This is a genomic window from Nocardiopsis sp. NPDC006938 (genome assembly GCF_042869555.1).
GTDB lineage: Bacteria > Actinomycetota > Actinomycetes > Streptosporangiales > Streptosporangiaceae > Nocardiopsis.
On record NZ_JBIAGA010000008.1, the window covers coordinates 1 to 17,267 of the forward strand.

General features: G+C 68.5%; 16 protein-coding genes, 1 tRNA gene and 1 rRNA gene. 8 read left to right on the top strand and 10 right to left on the bottom strand.

Features of this window, described 5'->3' with window-relative positions:
* Window positions 1-167: 167 nt before the first annotated feature.
* Window positions 168-283, top strand: a 5S ribosomal RNA gene (rrf, locus tag ACFYL4_RS14025).
* A 901-nt stretch (window positions 284-1,184) separates the two neighbouring features.
* Here the strand turns inward: rrf and ACFYL4_RS14030 are convergent.
* On the bottom strand, window positions 1,185-1,493 hold the full coding sequence (locus tag ACFYL4_RS14030) for a hypothetical protein (RefSeq protein ID WP_387518632.1): 309 nt from the start codon (window positions 1,491-1,493) through the stop codon (window positions 1,185-1,187).
* Window positions 1,494-1,706: 213 nt separating this feature from the next.
* On the opposite strand from ACFYL4_RS14030, the gene ACFYL4_RS14035 reads away from it, so the two are divergent.
* The 5 genes from ACFYL4_RS14035 to ACFYL4_RS14055 all read left to right on the top strand — a co-directional run bounded on the left by ACFYL4_RS14035 (window position 1,707) and on the right by ACFYL4_RS14055 (window position 4,892).
* Complete coding sequence (locus ACFYL4_RS14035) at window positions 1,707-2,537, top strand: helix-turn-helix domain-containing protein (RefSeq protein WP_387518633.1); 831 nt, start codon at window positions 1,707-1,709, stop codon at window positions 2,535-2,537.
* 173 nt (window positions 2,538-2,710) lie between these two features.
* Window positions 2,711-2,833 carry a DLW-39 family protein gene (locus tag ACFYL4_RS14040; protein WP_357769998.1) on the top strand — a complete coding sequence of 41 codons (123 nt, stop codon included), beginning with the start codon at window positions 2,711-2,713 and terminating at the stop codon, window positions 2,831-2,833.
* 151 nt (window positions 2,834-2,984) lie between these two features.
* Window positions 2,985-3,057: transfer RNA gene (locus ACFYL4_RS14045), tRNA-Ala, on the top strand.
* Between the two features lie 651 nt (window positions 3,058-3,708).
* Window positions 3,709-4,038, top strand: a complete 330-nt coding sequence (locus ACFYL4_RS14050; protein ID WP_357769999.1) for a WhiB family transcriptional regulator — start codon at window positions 3,709-3,711, stop codon at window positions 4,036-4,038.
* Between the two features lie 212 nt (window positions 4,039-4,250).
* Complete coding sequence (locus ACFYL4_RS14055) at window positions 4,251-4,892, top strand: DUF1707 and DUF4870 domain-containing protein (protein WP_387518634.1); 642 nt, start codon at window positions 4,251-4,253, stop codon at window positions 4,890-4,892.
* A 72-nt stretch (window positions 4,893-4,964) separates the two neighbouring features.
* Here the strand turns inward: ACFYL4_RS14055 and ACFYL4_RS14060 are convergent, their stop codons facing one another.
* A complete protein-coding gene (locus tag ACFYL4_RS14060; RefSeq protein ID WP_357770002.1) occupies window positions 4,965-5,522 on the bottom strand; it encodes a hypothetical protein in 558 nt (185 codons plus the stop codon).
* Between the two features lie 242 nt (window positions 5,523-5,764).
* On the opposite strand from ACFYL4_RS14060, the gene ACFYL4_RS14065 reads away from it, so the two are divergent.
* Both ACFYL4_RS14065 and ACFYL4_RS14070 read left to right on the top strand, forming a co-directional pair.
* The gene (locus ACFYL4_RS14065) at window positions 5,765-6,289 is read left to right on the top strand and encodes a peptidylprolyl isomerase (RefSeq protein ID WP_357770004.1); all 525 of its coding nucleotides are present in this window, start codon (window positions 5,765-5,767) and stop codon (window positions 6,287-6,289) included.
* A gap of 44 nt (window positions 6,290-6,333) precedes the next feature.
* A complete protein-coding gene (locus ACFYL4_RS14070) occupies window positions 6,334-7,251 on the top strand; it encodes a rhomboid family intramembrane serine protease (protein ID WP_357770006.1) in 918 nt (305 codons plus the stop codon).
* 241 nt (window positions 7,252-7,492) lie between these two features.
* Here ACFYL4_RS14070 and ACFYL4_RS14075 read toward each other — a convergent pair whose 3' ends face one another.
* The 8 genes from ACFYL4_RS14075 to ACFYL4_RS14110 all read right to left on the bottom strand — a co-directional run bounded on the left by ACFYL4_RS14075 (window position 7,493) and on the right by ACFYL4_RS14110 (window position 17,117).
* Entirely contained in the window at window positions 7,493-7,747 is a 255-nt protein-coding gene (locus ACFYL4_RS14075) for a cell division protein CrgA (protein ID WP_017546629.1), read from the bottom strand.
* A gap of 180 nt (window positions 7,748-7,927) precedes the next feature.
* Entirely contained in the window at window positions 7,928-9,721 is a 1,794-nt protein-coding gene (gene pknB / locus ACFYL4_RS14080) for a Stk1 family PASTA domain-containing Ser/Thr kinase (protein WP_387518635.1), read from the bottom strand.
* Between the two features lie 79 nt (window positions 9,722-9,800).
* On the bottom strand, window positions 9,801-11,270 hold the full coding sequence (locus ACFYL4_RS14085) for a protein kinase (RefSeq protein WP_387518636.1): 1,470 nt from the start codon (window positions 11,268-11,270) through the stop codon (window positions 9,801-9,803).
* A complete protein-coding gene (locus ACFYL4_RS14090) occupies window positions 11,270-12,733 on the bottom strand; it encodes a penicillin-binding protein 2 (protein WP_357768219.1) in 1,464 nt (487 codons plus the stop codon). The genes ACFYL4_RS14085 and ACFYL4_RS14090 overlap by 1 nt, the downstream gene beginning before the upstream one ends.
* Complete coding sequence (locus ACFYL4_RS14095; protein ID WP_357768222.1) at window positions 12,730-14,136, bottom strand: FtsW/RodA/SpoVE family cell cycle protein; 1,407 nt, start codon at window positions 14,134-14,136, stop codon at window positions 12,730-12,732. Before ACFYL4_RS14095 ends, ACFYL4_RS14090 begins: the two co-directional genes overlap by 4 nt.
* 4 nt (window positions 14,137-14,140) lie before the next feature.
* Window positions 14,141-15,562, bottom strand: coding sequence for a Stp1/IreP family PP2C-type Ser/Thr phosphatase (locus ACFYL4_RS14100; protein WP_387518637.1), 1,422 nt, complete (start codon window positions 15,560-15,562; stop codon window positions 14,141-14,143).
* Window positions 15,559-16,113, bottom strand: coding sequence for an FHA domain-containing protein (locus ACFYL4_RS14105; protein WP_357768228.1), 555 nt, complete (start codon window positions 16,111-16,113; stop codon window positions 15,559-15,561). Before ACFYL4_RS14105 ends, ACFYL4_RS14100 begins: the two co-directional genes overlap by 4 nt.
* A gap of 245 nt (window positions 16,114-16,358) precedes the next feature.
* Window positions 16,359-17,117 (bottom strand): DUF3662 and FHA domain-containing protein, encoded by a 759-nt coding sequence (locus ACFYL4_RS14110; RefSeq protein WP_357768310.1) that lies wholly within the window; start codon window positions 17,115-17,117, stop codon window positions 16,359-16,361.
* Window positions 17,118-17,267 lie beyond the last annotated feature (150 nt).

The window sequence follows — 17,267 nt, forward strand, 5'->3', positions numbered from 1 at the left end:
AGGCCGGGTGTGGAAGCCTTGTGAGGGGTGGAGCTGACCGGTACTAATAGGTCGAGGGCTTGTCCGCTGCAGATAATTGGATGTTCGCGCACACTGTGTTCACGAAGCTTGCTCGTGGCTGCTGTCCCCCCTGGTGGGGTTGAGTGGTGGTTGTGGGTGTTGGTTTCCGTGGTGGTTTTGGCAGGAGGGTCACACTCGGTCTCATTCCGAACCCGGTCGTTAAGTCTCCTTGCGCTGATGGTACTGCCCTGTGATGGGGTGGGAGAGTAGGTCGCTGCCACGGTTTTTCTTGAAGAGGGGGAGGGGTTCGCTTTCGGGCGGGTCCTTTCCTCTCTTTTTTTGTTGGGGTTTGTGCGTTTGTGAATGGTGGGTGTGGGGTGGGTGGGGTGGGTGTGTTCTGGGGTCTGTGGTTGGTGTGAGTTGTGGGTACAGGGCCTGTGGTTGCTGTAGCGCGAGGGTTCTACGGCCAACCCGCTGATCCCTTTGGGCCGGTAGGTCCTGTGCCGCTTACTGCGTACCCCTTGTGTGCTGAGCACTCCATTCAGGGCGGGGTGTGCGCATGGTGCTCTGCCCGGACCGCACTTGGCGGACGCGCTCTCGCGTGACACGACTGGCAGGAAAGGGCCAAGCACGGCACCGGGCCACCCCCCAGGACAACCGATGTGTTCCAGAGATGCGTGTCCCCCGGACTGGTAAAAACCCCCGCCGTCCGGGCGCCGCTTGCCGCTCTACGGCCAACCCGCTCTCCTGAACCCAGCACTCACGTGCACGTTTGCACCCCGCTGTGGTTCAGGGGGTTTGCGCCGTGCGGCTCACTACCGCACATGACTGAGGTACCAAACCCCTGGGGGGTGAAGGGGAAACCTCGCCTTCAGCCGCACCCCGCAGTGGTTGAGGGGGTTACTGGGGTTCCAACCCCCCGGGGGGTGCCGGGGTGGGTGGGACTCTCGCGCTGCGGCAACCACCCGCGGGCCCTCAGTCCTCGTCGGCTTCCGGGGTGTCGATGAGCTGCCGCAGCAGCGCAACGAAGTCGTCCTCGCTCATCGCCGACCAGTCCACGTGCTCGTTCATGATGGCGGTCTCCCCCAAGTTCTCGGCTCGTAAGCCTCTACGAGGCGTATTGGTTCGAGAAGTCTGGGTTGTCGCAGGTGGAGGGCGTGGCCGGAAGAGGACGCGATCCGGTGTCAGACCCGCTGCTGGAGGGCGCTCCGGCACTCGGGGCAGCGGCAGCGCTTGTTGTAACCGGTGACGCTTCCGTGAGGGATGGAGGGGTCGCGCTGGTCGCGCAGCGTCGCGTCGAGCTGTTCGCCGAAGGGCTTGAGGACGCGCGCGGTGGAGAACACCTGTTTCGGGCTGATCTCCAGCTCCTTGGCGGCGTCGTCGATGTGCTTACCCATGCGGAGTTTCGCGATCAGCCGTGACCGGGTGCTGGGGGGCATCAGCGCCTCCGCGTTCGCGATCAGCTGTTCTGCGTCGTCAAGCGGGTAGCTCATGAGTTCCTCTTGGTGTGCGGGTACGCCCTCATGCATCGTATGCGCTGCCTGTGAGACGGATGTGGTTACTTATCGTAACAAACCTGTGGTTTTGGTCGTGGGGTCATTGCGTAATGCATCGAATCGGTCGCTGTTTTCTAGAAACTCATTGCTAGATGCTAGGTGTCGTGTTTCGCTGATAGTCCCGACACTCTGCGTCATTGGATCAGTGCTATGACCAGCCCCACTGTTCGCCGACGGCGACTGTCCGCCGAACTCCGCCGCCGCCGTGTCCAGGCGGGTATGACACTCAACGACGTGGCGGAGGAGCTGGAGTGGTCCCCCGCCAAGCTGGGCCACATCGAGACCGGTATCCGCAAGTGGCCCTCGGTCATGGAGATCTCCGCCCTGCTGCGGCTGTACGGGGTGACGGGGGGCCAGCGGGAGGCCATCCTCACGTTGGTGCGGGAGTCGCGGTTGCGCCCGTGGTGGACGGAGTACGAGGACGTGCTCTCGTCCGCGTACGTGGGTAACGAGGCCGGAGCCGTCTCCCTCAGGGCCTACGCGGGCATCCTGGTGCCGGACCTGTTGCAGACGCCTGACTACACGGTCGCCCTGGCGAAGGGGCTGGGGTACGGGGACCGCGCCGCCGAGCGGATGGTCGCCGCCTACCTGAAACGCCAGGAGATCCTCGACTCCGGCTCGCTGGGGCTCTACCACGCGGTGGTGGAGGAGGACGCCCTGCAACGTGTCTCCGGCGATCTGGGCCTCCTGCGCGGGCAGACCACGCGCATCATCGAACTCGCGGAGGCGGGCCATGTGACGGTGCAGCTGCTGCCGACCTCCGCGGGGCCGCACCCGGGGCTGGCGGGGCCGTTCTCCATCCTGGAGTTCGAGGAGGACGAGGCCGACCTCGCGTACGTGGAGGCCACCCAGGGCGGTCGCATCCTGGAGGCGGAGGACGCGCTCCGCTCGTGCCGGAGGGTCTGGGACGAACTCACCCGAATCGCCGCTTCGCCGAAGGCTTCCACGGGCATCCTGGGCCGGATGGCGCTGCTGACCTGAGCGGGTCCCCGAAGTCGGGGAAGAAGTCGGTGTGAATCCGTCCACCATGGCAGGGACCGCCCGCCGCGGCTTGCTAGTCTGCTAGGTGACAACCTCATAAAGTTGCCCACGGAGCCCCCGCCTGGGGCGGGGGACCGTGCGACCGGTTTTCCAACAGAGAAAGGGTCCGGACAGTGAAGAAGATCATCGTTCTGGCGCTGGTGGCCCTCGGGGCTTTCGCCGTCTACCGCAAGATCCAGGCGGACCGCGCCGAGCTCGACCTGTGGACCGAGGCCACCGCGGCCAGCGACAGCTGATACAGGCGACACGAAGACGTGGGTGGGCCGACAATCCCGTGGTGCGACCCACGGCTTTGTGCTGTGCGGCACCAGGACCCCGACCGGTGACCGGGGAAGCTTTCCGAAGCGGGTATGCTCTCCAGGAGACCCGGGTGTCACCGGGTCCGATGGGGCCATAGCTCAGCTGGCAGAGCGCCGGTTTTGCATACCGGAGGTCAGGGGTTCGACTCCCCTTGGCTCCACTCAAGAAGCGGTCTCGTGAGCGCCTGACGGCGCGCACGGGGCCGCTTTGTCGTTGTCTGGAATCGGGTCATTTGTTTGGTCTCCCGGAATTCCCGAGGTTACTAAACGGTAGTTCGGTATCCGTTCGTGTGGGGTGAATTGGGTGACGTGTGTGGTTGCCCGGCGGGCCTGTCCGGGGGGTCCGCATAGCCCGATCGGGTGGGTTCGGTGACTGCCTGTCCTGTCCGGCATCCCCGTCCGCGCGGGGGTCTGCGTGTTCGCGTCAGTGTGAATCCGCAGGTCGTCACGGTTTTTGAGGAATGGTCTGAGGACGACCTTTCCTTGTGGTCGCTTCGGGCCGCCTGTACCACATGCAGTCACTCTCCGTGTGTGTATGATGACACTTCCCGATGAGGCAATGGTCCTAGTGGGCCATATGAGAAATAGGCCTCTTGGGGACTGTTGGCGAACTCCGGTGATCCGTAGTTTCGACACCAACGACAACGAGAAACACAGCGCGCCGAAACGAGAGACCCCCGAAGGCGAACCGTGCGGCCCCCCGCCCGGATCGCGCACCGTCCTCGCGTCGGCCGGCTGTTCCTCGTCCACCGGCGGCCGTGCCGCTCGGTGGTTTCGATCACCACACATGCTGATCTTGGGAGTGGGGCAACATGTGGAACGAGAAGATGGCGGCCCGAGCCAAGTGCCGTGAGATCGACCCCGACGCCCTGTTCGTTCAGGGCGCCGCGCAGAACCGCGCCAAGCTCATCTGCCGGGGCTGCCCGGTGCGCACCCAGTGCCTGGCCGAGGCCCTGGACAGCCGGATCGAGTTCGGTGTCTGGGGAGGCATGACCGAACGCGAACGCCGTGCGCTGCTACGCCGGCGCAAGGACGTCAGTAGCTGGTACGACCTGCTGACCAGCGCCGAACGGCGCTACGAGGAAGAGCAGACCGAGCAGGAGCCCGTGCGTACCGAGGTACCCGCCGCCGCACGTCAGTGACGCCGGGGTCCGCCGGGGAGGGGAGCCCGGGCGGATGACGCGAGGAGCGTCCCGACCAAAGTCGGTGCCCGCCTCCTCCCTTGGGGGGAGGAACGGATCAGGGGAGGATCAGGGACGCCCCCCATACCCGTGGCTCCGGAGATGCCGCATCATGGAGGAGGGCGCGGTCATCCTCGTACGGCCGTGCTCGTCAGAGCACACTGGGAGTGGGGATGGCCGTGCAGAACCCTCAGAAGCCGCCGTGGCGGAACCCGTGGGATCAGAGCCCCGCCGTGCCCCAACCGCAGATCCGGCTCACCCACGCCGACCGTGACGCGGTCGCGGAGGTGCTCCGCGAGGCCTACTCGCAGGGACAGCTGGACGAGGACGAGTTCGGTGAACGGCTCGACCGGTCCATGCGCGCCAAGGTGAGCGCCGACCTCGTACCGCTCACGGCGGACCTCGGGGTGCGGGTCTCCCCGGGCGGGGCCGGCGGCCAGCCCAGGACCGAGGGCGGCGGGAGCGGGCGAGCGTCCGAGCCGACCACCGACAACCCGTTGGAGAAGGTCGGGGCGGCGGCGGGTCACCTGTCCGCCTGGTTCCTGCCCTTCGTGGCGCCGCTGGTCCTGCTGCTGGTGGGCGGGGAACTGTCGCCCTACCTGCGTCGGCAGGCCATGGAGGCGCTGAACTTCCAGCTGTTCGGCCTCATCAGCGTCATCGCGAGCGTCCTGCTCATCTGGCTGGTCCTGCCGGCCCTGGTCTTGGTCGGCGTCTTCCTCGGCTGGCTCATCCTGCCGCTCATGGCGGCCGCCATGAGCCTCATGGGCCGGAGCTGGAAGTACCCGCTGATCTACCGCCTCATCAAGGACAACTGAGGCCGCGCCGAGACCTCGGCGCGGCTCACGGACCGTCCGGCGGGCCCCACCCGGGCCCCGCCGAGGGGGAGGTCAGTCGTCCTTGGCGGCGCGTACCGTCTCCTTGGCCTTGGTCTTGGCCTCCTTGGCGGTCCGGGAGGCGTCGTCGGCGGCCTCCGAGGCCTTCTCGCCCAGGTGCTCGCGGGTCTCACGGACCTGCTCGCGGGCCTGGTCCAGGTGTTCCTGCCACTCGGCGTCCTGCGATGCCTGGCGCATGCGGACGAGCGAGTACACGATCACACCGCCGATCACGGCGGCGCCACCGATCAGGACCCCTCTCGGAACGCGGCGGTTACCGCGCCGGAGCATCCGCAGTCCGCGGCGGCTCGGCTTCGGGTCGATCCGCTGCGCGGCCGTGGTCAGCAGCCCGGCCACCCGGGGCGCCACGGTGTCCTCCACACGGAGCGCGGCCGTCTCCAGCCTGGGAGCGGTCCACCCCCGCGCCTGGACGAGTCTGAGCGCCGCCTGGTCCCGCGCCTGGTCGGCGTACGGGCCCAGCCGGTCGGCCTGTACCTTCGCCAGGTCCTGTAGCCGGGCGAGGGTCGCCTCGGCCTCCTTGCGTGCCCTGCGACGCTTGGCAGTGATAGGCACGTCGTCAGCTCCTTCGATCTGTCTCGGGTTCGTTGGTCCTCCACCCGGCGGCCGACGTGGTCGGCCTCCTCTGGAGGCTTCCCGTCGTCCTTCCCCGTTATCCGGGTGTTATCTCAACATACGTCCTCTGCGTCTGTGATCTACGTTTCGACACCGGGGGCCGCTGATCGGGTTCAGGCGAAAGGCGGTGGACGGACGGGTAACGTGAGCACGTAAATCTCACTCGACCGAAAGGCACTGAGGTGTCGGACTCCACGGGTCAGCCCACCGCGCGGCTGAACACCTCCAAGGGAACCATCGTCGTCAAGCTCTTCGAGGAGCAGGCGCCGGAGACGGTCGCCAACTTCATCGGCCTGGCCGACGGTTCCAAGCAGTGGGTGGACCCCACCACGGGCAAGCCGTCCAACAGCAGCCTCTACGACGGCACGGTCTTCCACCGCGTCATCGACGGCTTCATGATCCAGGGCGGTGACCCGCTGGGCACCGGTCGCGGCGGCCCCGGCTACAAGTTCGGGGACGAGATCCACCCGGACCTCAGCTTCGACCGTCCGTTCCTGCTGGCCATGGCCAACGCGGGCCCGGGCACCAACGGCTCGCAGTTCTTCATCACCGTCGGTGAGCCGTACTGGCTCAACGGCCGTCACACCATCTTCGGCGAGGTCGTCGAGGGCAGTGACGTCGTCACCGCGATCACCAAGGTCGACACCGACGGCCAGGACCGCCCCCGCGAGGACGTGGTGCTCAACAGCGTCGAGATCACCCGCTAGGGCACGGGCCCAGCGGTGCGACACAGAGGAGTGACGACCCACCCATGACCGCGTACCCCCCTCCGCCAGGAAGCCCCTCCGAGCCCGGCTCCGAGCCGGGGTCGCCCCGTACCTGTTACCGGCACTCGGGCCGGGAGACGGGTGTCAGCTGCACCCGGTGCTCCCGTCCGATCTGCCCGGACTGCATGGTCGAGGCGGCGGTCGGCTTCCAGTGCCCCGAGTGCGTGGCGGAGGGCAACCGGACGGTGCGGTCGGCGCGGACCACCTTCGGGGGCAGGGCCGTCCAGAAGCCGTACGTGACCTGGACGATCCTGGCCCTGATGGCGGTCGGCTTCCTCGCCCAGCTGGGCACCTCCGAGCCGATCGGCCAGGCCGGACGGTCCCCGTTGGTGACGGCCTTCGGGATGCACGGCTACACGGCGCTCCTCCAGGGCGAGTGGTACCGGATGGTCACCGCGGCGTTCCTGCACGGCGGTGTCCTGCACCTGTTGTTCAACGGGTACGCCATGTACCTGTTGGGGCCCCAGCTGGAGCGCTGGCTCGGCCACGGCCGCTTCGTGGCCCTGTGGGTCGTGGGCGCGCTGGCCGGGTCGGTGATGAGCGCGCTCTTCGCCCCGAACCAGCTCTCGGTGGGGGCCTCCGGGGCGATCTTCGCGCTCTTCGGCGCGGTCTTCGTGATCGGTCGGCGCCTCCGGCTGGACGTGCGGATGATCCTGGTGCTGCTCGCGCTCAACCTGGGCATCACGTTCCTCGTCCCCGGTATCTCCTGGACGGCGCACATCGGCGGGCTCGTGGCGGGGCTGGCCCTCGGCGCGGTCTTCGCCTACCTGCCGTCCGGGGACTCGGGGAACCAGGGCCGGCGCACACTGACGCACGGGCTCCTCGTGGCGGCCTTCACGGCGCTGCTGGTCCTGGCGGTGTACCTGGCGCCGGTGGTCTGGACGGCGCTCGCTCCGTACTGACCGGCACCGCACGGCGTGACGCAGGCCCCCGGAGTCCGCTCCGGGGGCCTGCGCCGTACCGGCAGCCGTGACGGGAGGGACGGCCTGTTTCCAGGCATGCGAACAGAGCTACCCACAGCCTGTGGATAACCCTGTGGAAAACCTGATCAAGGCAGGTGGAACGCCCGAGAGGGGACGCCGGTGCCGTTGTCGGACCCCGAGCCGGTCGGAGGCCGCGCGCACGCGCGCGGACGGGGCGGGGTCAGTGCCAGCGCGTGGAGAGGATGACGGCCACGATGATCCCGCTGAAGCCGATCAGCAGGTTCCAGTTGTGCCAGTCCTGCATGTAGGGCACCTGGGAACCCGCGATGTAGTAGACCGCGATCCAGAGAATGCCCAGGATGAAGAAGCCCAGCATGGTCGGCACGAGCCAACGCGGACTGACCTTCGGCTTCTCTTTGGAAGGAGGCGGCGTGTAGACGGCCTTCTTCTTGCGGTCGTTGCGGGACTTGGGCACGGTCGTTGCTCCAAGGATGTGCGGCGGTCGGAACGGACACAGTCTACGCGCCGGGTGGGGCGCACGTCACTGGAGGAGTGTTCCAATAGCCCAACGGTGGCGGGGTTGCCGGGCACGGACACGGCGGCGGGCGGGGCTCCGTTCGAGCACCCGCCCGCCGCCGTCGGCGCGTTCTGCCGGTCAGTCCCTCCGGAAGACGAAGTCCCCTCCCTCCGGCGGGGTGACGTTCGGCGGCGGCGGGTTGTCGGTCTCCTCGGGGTTGTCCGGCTCCTCGGTGTCCGACGGTTCGGGGTCAGGGACGTCGGCCGGGGCCACCGCCAGCGTCACGGTCACCGTGGAGCCCGCGTTCACGGTCTGCTGAGCGGCGGGGGACTGGCTGATGACGGTGCCCTCGGGAGCGTCGCCGTTCTCCTGCTCCTGGAACTGGGCGCTCAACCCGGCCGAACTCAGCGCGTTCTCCGCCTGCTCACGGGTCATCCGCTGGAGGTCGGGCACCGGAACCTGGTCGGGGCCGGACGAGATGATCAGCGTGATCTCGTCGGAGAGGTCCGCGTCCGTACCGGAACCCGGCTCGGTACCCACCGCGAAGCCCTCCGCGACGGAGTCGTCGGCCCTGCGTTCCGTGGTGACGTTCTCGAACCCGGCGTCGTTGAGCGTCGCCATGGCGTCGGACTCCGACTGGTTCTCCACGTTCGGGACCTCCTGGGCCCCGGGGCCGGAGGAGACGTAGATGACGATGGAGGCGGTGGCCGCCACCTCCTCGCCGGCGCCGGGGTCGGTCTCGATGACCGTCCCCTCCTCGACGTCGTCGTCCGACCTCTCCTCAGCCCGGAAGTTCTCGAACCCGTCCTCGGTGAGCTGCGCCTCCGCCTCGGCCTGGGTGCTCCCCGCCAGATCGGGGACGGGCATCGTGTCGGCCTCGCCCTGGCCGCCCATGTTCATCAGGACGAACACCAGGATGATGGAACCGATCACGCCCAGGGCGAGCAGGGACCACAGGACGGCCTTGCCCGATCCGCCCTTCTTCTCGTCCCGGTAGTCGTCGTAGTCGTCGTCGTAGTCGTCGTACCCGTCGTCGGCGGGAGGCATCGCCGTGGTCGCCCCCGCCGCCGCCATGTTCCCCGCCTGGGTGGGCATCCCGGCCAGGCCGCGCTGGATGTCCGCGCGCATCTCGGCGGCGTTCTGGTACCGCTCCTCGCGGTCCTTGGTCATCGCGCGGAGGGTGACGTCCTCCAGCCACTCCGGGATCTGCGGGTCCAGCTCGGCCGGCGGCACCGGGTCCTCACGGACGTGCTGGTAGGCGATCGAGACGGGGGAGTCGCCCGTGAACGGCGGACGGTTGGTGAGCAGCTCGTAGAGCACGCAACCGGTGGAGTAGATGTCGCTGCGCGGGTCGACCCGCTCGCCGCGCGCCTGCTCCGGGGAGAGGTACTGCGCGGTACCGATGACCTGGGAGGTCTGGGTCATCGTCGCCTGGTTGTCGTCCATCGACCGGGCGATGCCGAAGTCCATCACCTTGACTTCGGCGTTCTTGGTCAGCATCACGTTCGCGGGCTTGATGTCCCGGTGGACGATCCCGTTGTCGTGGCTGTACTCCAGGGCCTTGAGGATGCCGTCCACCAGCTCCGCCGAACGCTCCGGCAGCAGCTTGCGGTCGTCGTCCAGCAGCTCCTTGAGGGTGCGGCCGTCCACGTACTCCATGACGATGTACGGGATGGAGACCCCGTCGATCATGTCCTCGCCGGTGTCGTACACCGCGATGATCGCCGGGTGGTTCAGGGACGCCGCCGACTGCGCCTCCCTACGGAAGCGCGCCTGGAACACGTGGTCGCGTGCCAGGTCGTGCCGGAGCGTCTTGATGGCGACGAGCCGGTCGAGCCGGAGGTCGCGTGCGCGGTGAACCTCGGCCATGCCGCCGCGCCCGACCACCGTGTCGAGTTCGTAGCGGCCTCCGAGGAGCCGGGGCTGGGACATGTCGTGCACTCATCCTCGTGTCATCCGGAAGCCGCCCGCGGGCCGCCGCCTACCCTGATCGTCTCTGGTTGTTACCTGTTCACGGAGCGCCACCGGGGTTGCCGTTGGGCGGGGGATCGCCGCCGTCGCCGCCCTCGGGGGGCGTCTCCGGGTCGGTCCCCCCGGGGTCCTCGGTTCCGGTCTCCTCCTCGGAGCCGTCGTCCTCGCCGTCGTCGGGCGGGGTCGTCTCCTCCCCTTCGGTCTCGTCGGGGAGGGGGCTCTCCGGCTCCGACCAGTCGCCGGGGTGGGGCGTCCAGTGCGGGGTGTCGTCCACCGGCGGGGGCTCCTCGGCCTCCGTGTCCTCGTCGTCCTCACTGGGGGTGGGGGTGGGCGAGATCTCGGTGGTCGGGGGCTTCGTGCTGTCGTTGACGTTCTGGGTGTCGCGGTCCGGGCTGAAGACGAACCCGGCCACCGCCGCAGCGACGATCAGGAGGGTCGCCGCCACCGCGGCCAGGACCACGGGGGTGCGGACACGCCGCCCAGAACCCTCGGCCAGGTTAGCCGAGTCGCCACCCTGAACAGGGGTTACGGCCGACTGCCCGGCGGTTCGCCGCACCGTTCCGGACGGTCCGGTACGCGGACCGTCCGGAACGGTGCCGACCACCATCGTCTGGGCCATGCCGTGGAAACCGGTCGAGGGGGTGGGCGGACCGGTCCCCGCGTTCGACCGGATGACCGCCGCCATGTGGGCGACCTCGCCCGCCGACGCGGGCCGGTCCTCCGGGTCCTTCTGCAACAGCGAGAAGACCAGGTCGTCGATCTCGGCCGGAACGTACTCGGGCAGCTCCGGCGGGTCGTCACGGGTGTGCGCCAGGGCCAGGGCCACGGGGCTGTCCCCGGTGAACGGGGGAGTCCCCGCCAGGCACTCGTAGGCCACCACACCCAGCGCGTACAGGTCGGAGGCCGCGCTCGCGGGCCGCCCCGACGCCTGCTCGGGCGAAATGTACTGGGCGGTGCCCATGACCATGCCGGTCTGGGTCAGGGTGACCGACGTGTTGCCCCGGGCGATACCGAAGTCGGTCAGCTTCAGCTGGCCGTCCTCGGTCACCAGCAGGTTGCCGGGTTTGATGTCACGGTGCACCACACCGCGGGCGTGCGCCGCCGCGAGCGCCTTGGCGGCCTGGCACACGAAGTCGAGGGTCTGGTCGGAGCTGAGCCGCCCCCGCTCCCGCAGGACCTGCGACAGCGGCTCGCTGACCACGAGTTCCATGATCAGGAACGCGCGGCCGTCCTCCTCGCCGTAGTCGAAGACCTGGGCGATACCGGGGTGGGAGAGCCCGGCGGTGATCCGGCCCTCCGTCCGGAAGCGCTCGCGTGCCGTCGGCTCCGCCATCTGGGCCGGGTGCAGCAGCTTCACCGCGACGGAACGGTTGAGCAGTGTGTCGGTCGCCCGCCACACGGTGCCCATACCCCCGGAGCCGATCTGCTCCTCCAGGCGGTATCGGTTGCTCAGAACGGCCCCGGCCAGTCCACCGGGGCCGTTCTGGGAAGACGGCTCGTAGGCGCTCACTACAGGACCACTGCCTCCATCATCTGGCGGGCGATCGGCGCGGCGAGCTCGCCACCGCTGCCGCCACCGTGCTCGATCACCACGGCGACCGCGATCTGCGGGTCGTCCGCGGGTGCGAAACCGATGAACCAGTTGTGGGTTCCGCGGTCACCGCCGGTCTCGGCGGTACCGGTCTTGCCCGCGACGTCCATGCCCGGGATGGCGCCGTTGGTGCCGGACCCGCCCGGGCCGGTCACCAGGACCATCATGTCGGTGAGCGTGGACGCGGTGCTGGCGCTCATGGCCTGGCTGTAGACCTCGGGGGTGGTCTGGGTGACCACCGAGCGGTCCGCGTCACGCACGGAGTCGACCAGGTACGGGTGCATGACCTCTCCGGATTTGGCCACACCGGCGGCGACCATGGCCATCTGGAGCGGCGTCGCCTCCACGTTGGACTGCCCGATGCCCGCGCGGCCGAGGATGTTGCGGTCCTGGTCCGCCGGGGCCAGGCTCGGCACGGCCTCCATGGGCACCTCCAGCGGGTCGCGCTCGTCGGGCGTCCTGGAGAAGCCGAACGCCGACGCCTGGTCCGCCAGCGCGTCGCCGCCCATCTCGATCGCCCAGTTGGCGAACGAGGTGTTGCAGGAGATCTGGATGGAGTGGGCCAGGGTGTCCGGCTGCCCGTTGTTGCACGTGCCCCCCGGGGTGGCGTTGGGCAGCGGGTGCCCCAGCTCCAGGACGTCCGGGGCGTCCTGGGTGCTGTCCGGCCCGGCGTCCAGGTGCTCGATCGCGGCGGCGGCCGTCACGATCTTGAACGTCGATCCCGGAGGGTAGCGCTCGCTCAGCGTCCTGTTGAGCAGTGGCTGGTTGGGGTCGTTCTCCAGGGCCACGTAGTTCTCGGTGGCCTCGGTGACGTCGGTGATGCTGGAGACGTCGTTGCCGTCGTAGGACGGGTAGGAGACCAGCCCGAGGATCGCCCCGGTGTTGGGGTCCAGGGCGACGGCGGCGCCGTTCTTGCCCAGGGCCTCGAAGCCGTTGAACCCGGCCTCCTGGACCGCCGGGTCGATGGTCAGCTCGACCCGGGCGCCCTCGGGCTCGCGGCCCGTGATGATGTCGCGGAAGTTGCGCACGGCCAGGCGGTCGTCGCTGCCGTCCAGCAGGGCGTTCTCGGTGTTCTCGATCCCCGAGGCGCCGAACCGGCGGAAGGAGCCCACGGCGGGCGTGTACATCGTGCCGCCCTCGTACTCGCGCTGGTAGCGCGCCGGGTCCCCCTCCTCCGCGACGTTCGTGGAGAAGGCGACGTTCTCGTCACCGATGACGATCGGCCCGCGCTGCTGGCTGAGGCGCTCGGTGTACTGGCGCGCGTTCAGCGAGTCGTTGCGGATCGCCTCCGCCTGGAACCCCTGGATGTAGGTCAGCTGGAGCATCAGGGCGGCGAACAGGATCATCGAGAAGACGCTGAGGCGTCGGATGGGTGTGTTCATCGTCGGATCACCTGGGTGGCCCCCTCGTCCTGGATGGCCTGCGGCGCCGGACGCCGGGCGTTGTCGCTCATCCGGAGCAGCAGACCGATCATGAGCCAGCTGGCCATGAGGGCGGAACCGCCCGCGGCCATGAACGGCGTGGTCATACCGGTCAGCGGGATGATCCGGGTGAGACCGCCGAGTACCACGAACACCTGGAAGCACATGGTGAACGCGAGCCCGGTGGCGAGCATCTTGATGAACAGCTCACGGGAGGCCAGGGCGATGCGCATGCCCCGCTCCACGAGGATGAAGATGACGATCAGGATCGCCATGACGCCGGTCAGTCCCAGGTCCTCCGAGAGGGAGGCCAGGATGAAGTCGCTGTCCGCGGCGAAGATGAAGTGGGCCTGACCACCGCCCATGCCGGTGCCGAACAGGCCGCCGTAGGCCATGCCGATCTGCCCCTGCACCAGCTGCATACTGCCGCCCAGGCGGTCGTAGACCTCCTGGTCGAAGGCGTTGAACCAGATGTCGACACGTTGGCGGAAGTGCCAGAACAGCTGGAAGGCGAGCGCGGCCGCGCCCACGAACACCGTGAGGCCGATGATCACCCAGGAGGAGCGCTGCGTGGCGACGTACAGCATCGCCAGGAAGATGCCGAAGAGCAGCAGCGAGGTACCGAGGTCCTTGGTGATGACCAGAAGGCCGATCGCCGCCACCCAGCCGACGACCATCGGCATGAAGTCACGGGCACGCGGCAGGTCCATGATCTTGAACCGGCCGATCTTCACCTGCCGGGCGGCCAGTGAGAGGACCTGCCGTTTGGTCACCAGATAGGACGCCAGGAAGATCACCAGGGCGATCTTGGCGAACTCGGAGGGTTGCAGGGTACGGCCCGCGATACCGATCCACCGCCGGGCGCCGTACTCGGACACGCCCAGACCCGGGACCATCGGCAGGGCGATGAGGATCAGGGCGACCAGGGCGCTCAGGTAGGTGTAGCGCTGGAGGACCCGCGGTTCCTTGAGGAAGAACAGCAGGAGCATGCACATGACCATGCCGACCGCGGTCCAGATCAGCTGCATGCCGACGCCCGCGTGCTCGATCTCGCCGGAGTCCGCGGCGTCCAGACGCCAGATCATCGCGACGCCGATGCCGTTCAGGAACAGCGCGCACGGAAGGATCAGGGGGTCGGCGTACGGGGCGATGAACCGCAGCGCCACGTGGGTGGCGAGGGCCAGCGCCCCGAAGATGAGGCCGTAGCCCCACGTGGCGCCGGGGATCTGACCGTTGAGGTTCAGACCGGAGATCATCATCGCGCCCATGGTGATGACGATGGTGACGCCGATCAGGACCAGCTCCGCGTTGCGGCGCTGGATCGGGGGGAGTGCCGTGGGCGCCTCTGGCGCGGTGGTACTCACAGGGTCACCCCGATTCCTCGGTCTCGGTCTCCCTCTCGCCCTTCGAGTCGTTCGAGGCCGTGCCGGTCGTCCCGTTCGAGGAGTCCCCGTCGGAACCCTCGGCGGCCTCGTTCAGGTCGCCGACGAGCTCGTTCGCGTGGGCGCGGTCCCGGACCGTGATGGTGTTCCTCACCAGCTCCTGGTCCGCCTGGGGGAGCGACGCCACCTCGATCTCGGTCTTGTCGACCTCCTCGGAGAGGCTGATCCCCGCGATGTTGGTGTCGATGCCCTGGTAGACGCTGACCGTCGTCCCGTCAGGGGACAGGCCGACGTAGAACTGGCTCTCCACGTACTGGCGGCCGAAGTAGTAGCCGCCGCCCGCGACCAGGGCGACCACCACCACGAAGACCAGGACGATCGGCCACCAGCTGCGCGTGCGGTACTCCGCCTCGGGCTCCCCGCCGCGTGAGGGCGGCGCGTCGTAGTCGTCACGGGTGTCGTAGGGGCGCTCCTCGTAGGGGGCGCCGTAGCCGGGGGCGGCCTCCTGGTTCGGGATCTCCTCCCGGACCGGGTCCAGCTCCGCGGTGTCGCCGCCGCCGGCGCCGCGCAGCTCCTGGGCGCGTCGGGCCGGGCTGGTCTCGTTCGGCCCCGTGGACTCGTCGCGCTGGTCGGCGGCGCCCACCGTCTGCGAGGCGGCGGTGGGCCCCTCGCGGTCGGTGTCCGTCTCGATGACGTCCGCGACGACGGCGGTGATGTTGTCCGGGCCGCCGCCCCGGATGGCCAGCTCGATGAGCTTCTTGGCGGCCGACCGCGGATCGGTCTCGGCCACCAGCGTCTCGTGGATGGTCTTCTTGCTGACCACACCGGACAGCCCGTCGGAGCACAGCAGGTAGCGGTCGCCGACCTTCGCCCTGCTGATGGAGATGTCCGGGTCGACCGGGGTCTTGCCGTCCAGCGCGCGCAGGATCAGGGACCGCTGCGGGTGGGTGGCGACCTCCTCCTCGGTGATCTTGCCCTCGTCGACGAGGGTCTGCACCAGGGTGTGGTCGTGGGTGATCTGCTCGAAGCGGGGCCCGCGCAGCAGGTAGGCGCGTGAGTCGCCGATGTGGATGAGGGCGACCTGGGAACCCGACCACAGCATGGCGGTCAGGGTGGTGCCCATGTTCTCCAGCTGGGGTTCCTGCCGGATGCGGATGGCGAGTGACTCGTTGGCGCGCTCGACCGCGCGCTGGAGGACCTCGGCCATCTCCTCGGCCCTGGGGTCGTCCTTGGTGTCGAGCTGGCGGATGGACGAGATGGCGATCGAGCTGGCCACCTCACCACCCGCGTAACCGCCCATGCCGTCGGCTACCGCGAGGAGGTGTTGGCCGGCGTAGCCGGAGTCTTCGTTGCCTTCGCGGAGGCAACCAACGTCGGAGTACGCCGCGTATCGGAGAGCGATTGTCATTTGCGCAGTTCCAGGACGGTTTTGCCGATACGGATGGGCTGACCCACCGTGATGGGCTGGGGGCGGTTCAGCTTCTGCTGGCCGAGGTAGGTGCCGTTGGTGGACTTGAGGTCCTCGACGAACCAGCGGCCGTTGTCGGAGTAGACGCGCGCGTGCCGGCCCGAGGCGTAGTCATCGGTGATGACCAGGGTCGAGTCCGGGGCGCGGCCGATGAGGATGGGCTGTGAGGACAGGTTGACCGTCGTTCCCGTCAACGGGCCCTGGGTCACGGCCAGGACCGTGGGCTCGTTCGACTCCTTGCGGCGGGGACGCTGCGGGCGGGCCTGGGACGACGAAGGAGCGCGGCGCGGTGCCGGGCGCGCCGCGGGGCGGGGTTTCTTCCGGGGCTTCTTCTTCGACTGGCCGAAGAGGTCCGTGCGGATGACGCCGACCGCCATGAGGACGAACAGCCAAAGCACCGCGAGGTACGCGATCTTGATCAATATGAGGGTCAAGTTGGACATCGAACTGCTCTTCAGCCCCTGTCGTGCTTCGGCCGGGGTGGCGGTCATCGGCGCCGCCACCGTTTCTGCCCCACCTTCGAGTCGGTGAGTCTGGGTCGCTGGTCCGCGGGCCCGGCAGGGCGCGGCCATTGTGCCCGATCGGTCAGGTCATCGCGGAGACTACCCTCCCGACCGGAGTTCCGACACAGGTCCATACCGGGCCTGACCCGGACATCGACCTTTCAGACGCCGAATCGGGATGGTTGGTTGCGGTCGGGAACGACCGGATCGACCGGCTGTTCGGGGCCGTGCGATCAGTCCCGGCGGAAGGTCATGGTGGTACGCCCCAGGCTGATCCGGGTCCCGTCCACCAGCCTGGCCTGCCGCACCTGCTGTCCGTTGACGAAGGTCCCGTTGGTGGACCCCTTGTCCTCCAGAATGACCTCCTCGCCGTCGACGCGGATCTCCACGTGGTGACGGGAGACACCGTTGTCGACCAGGCGCAGGTCGCAGTCGGTGCCGCGACCCAACAGGGTGACCGGTGTGGTCAGCTCGAAGGACTGCTGCATGCCCTGGCTGGCGATGTTGCCCTCGGCGGTCGCCCCGCCGGGGGAGATCAGCAGACGGGGACGCCCGGTCTGGCGCGGTCCCCCGCCCTGGCCCGGGTCGCCGACCGGCTGACGGACCTCTCCGTCCTTGACCATCGTTCCGCGGACGACGCCCGAACGGATGCGGAAACGCCCCGTCTTCAGACCCTCGTCCGACCTGAACTGGACCCGCACCGGACCGACGAAGGAGTAACCCTGTTCGGTCGCGTAGTCACGGGCCAGCTTGGACAGCTCCTGGCCGAGGCTGTCGGCGTAGACTTCCAGGCGCTCCTTGTCGCTGGCCGAGAGCTCGACGATGAAGTCGTTCGGAACCAGCGTGCGTCCCTGGGCGACGATCGCCGCGCGCTCGTCCATCTCACGCTGGACCGCGCTCGCGACCTCGACCGGCTGGAGCTCAGACTTGAAGGCCATCGCGAAGGTGCCTTCGATCATGCCCTCAAGCCTGCGCTCGAAGCGTTGGAGCACTCCCACGAGGTACCTCCCTTGTACTCCACTCCGTATGTGTAGACGATCGTAACCGGGCCCGGGTGCCCCTGGTTTCAGGCGCACCCCCGTCAGGGCCCTTCGGACGGCCGTTCCCGGGTCGCCGCAAACGGTGTGCAACCCACCTTCAAG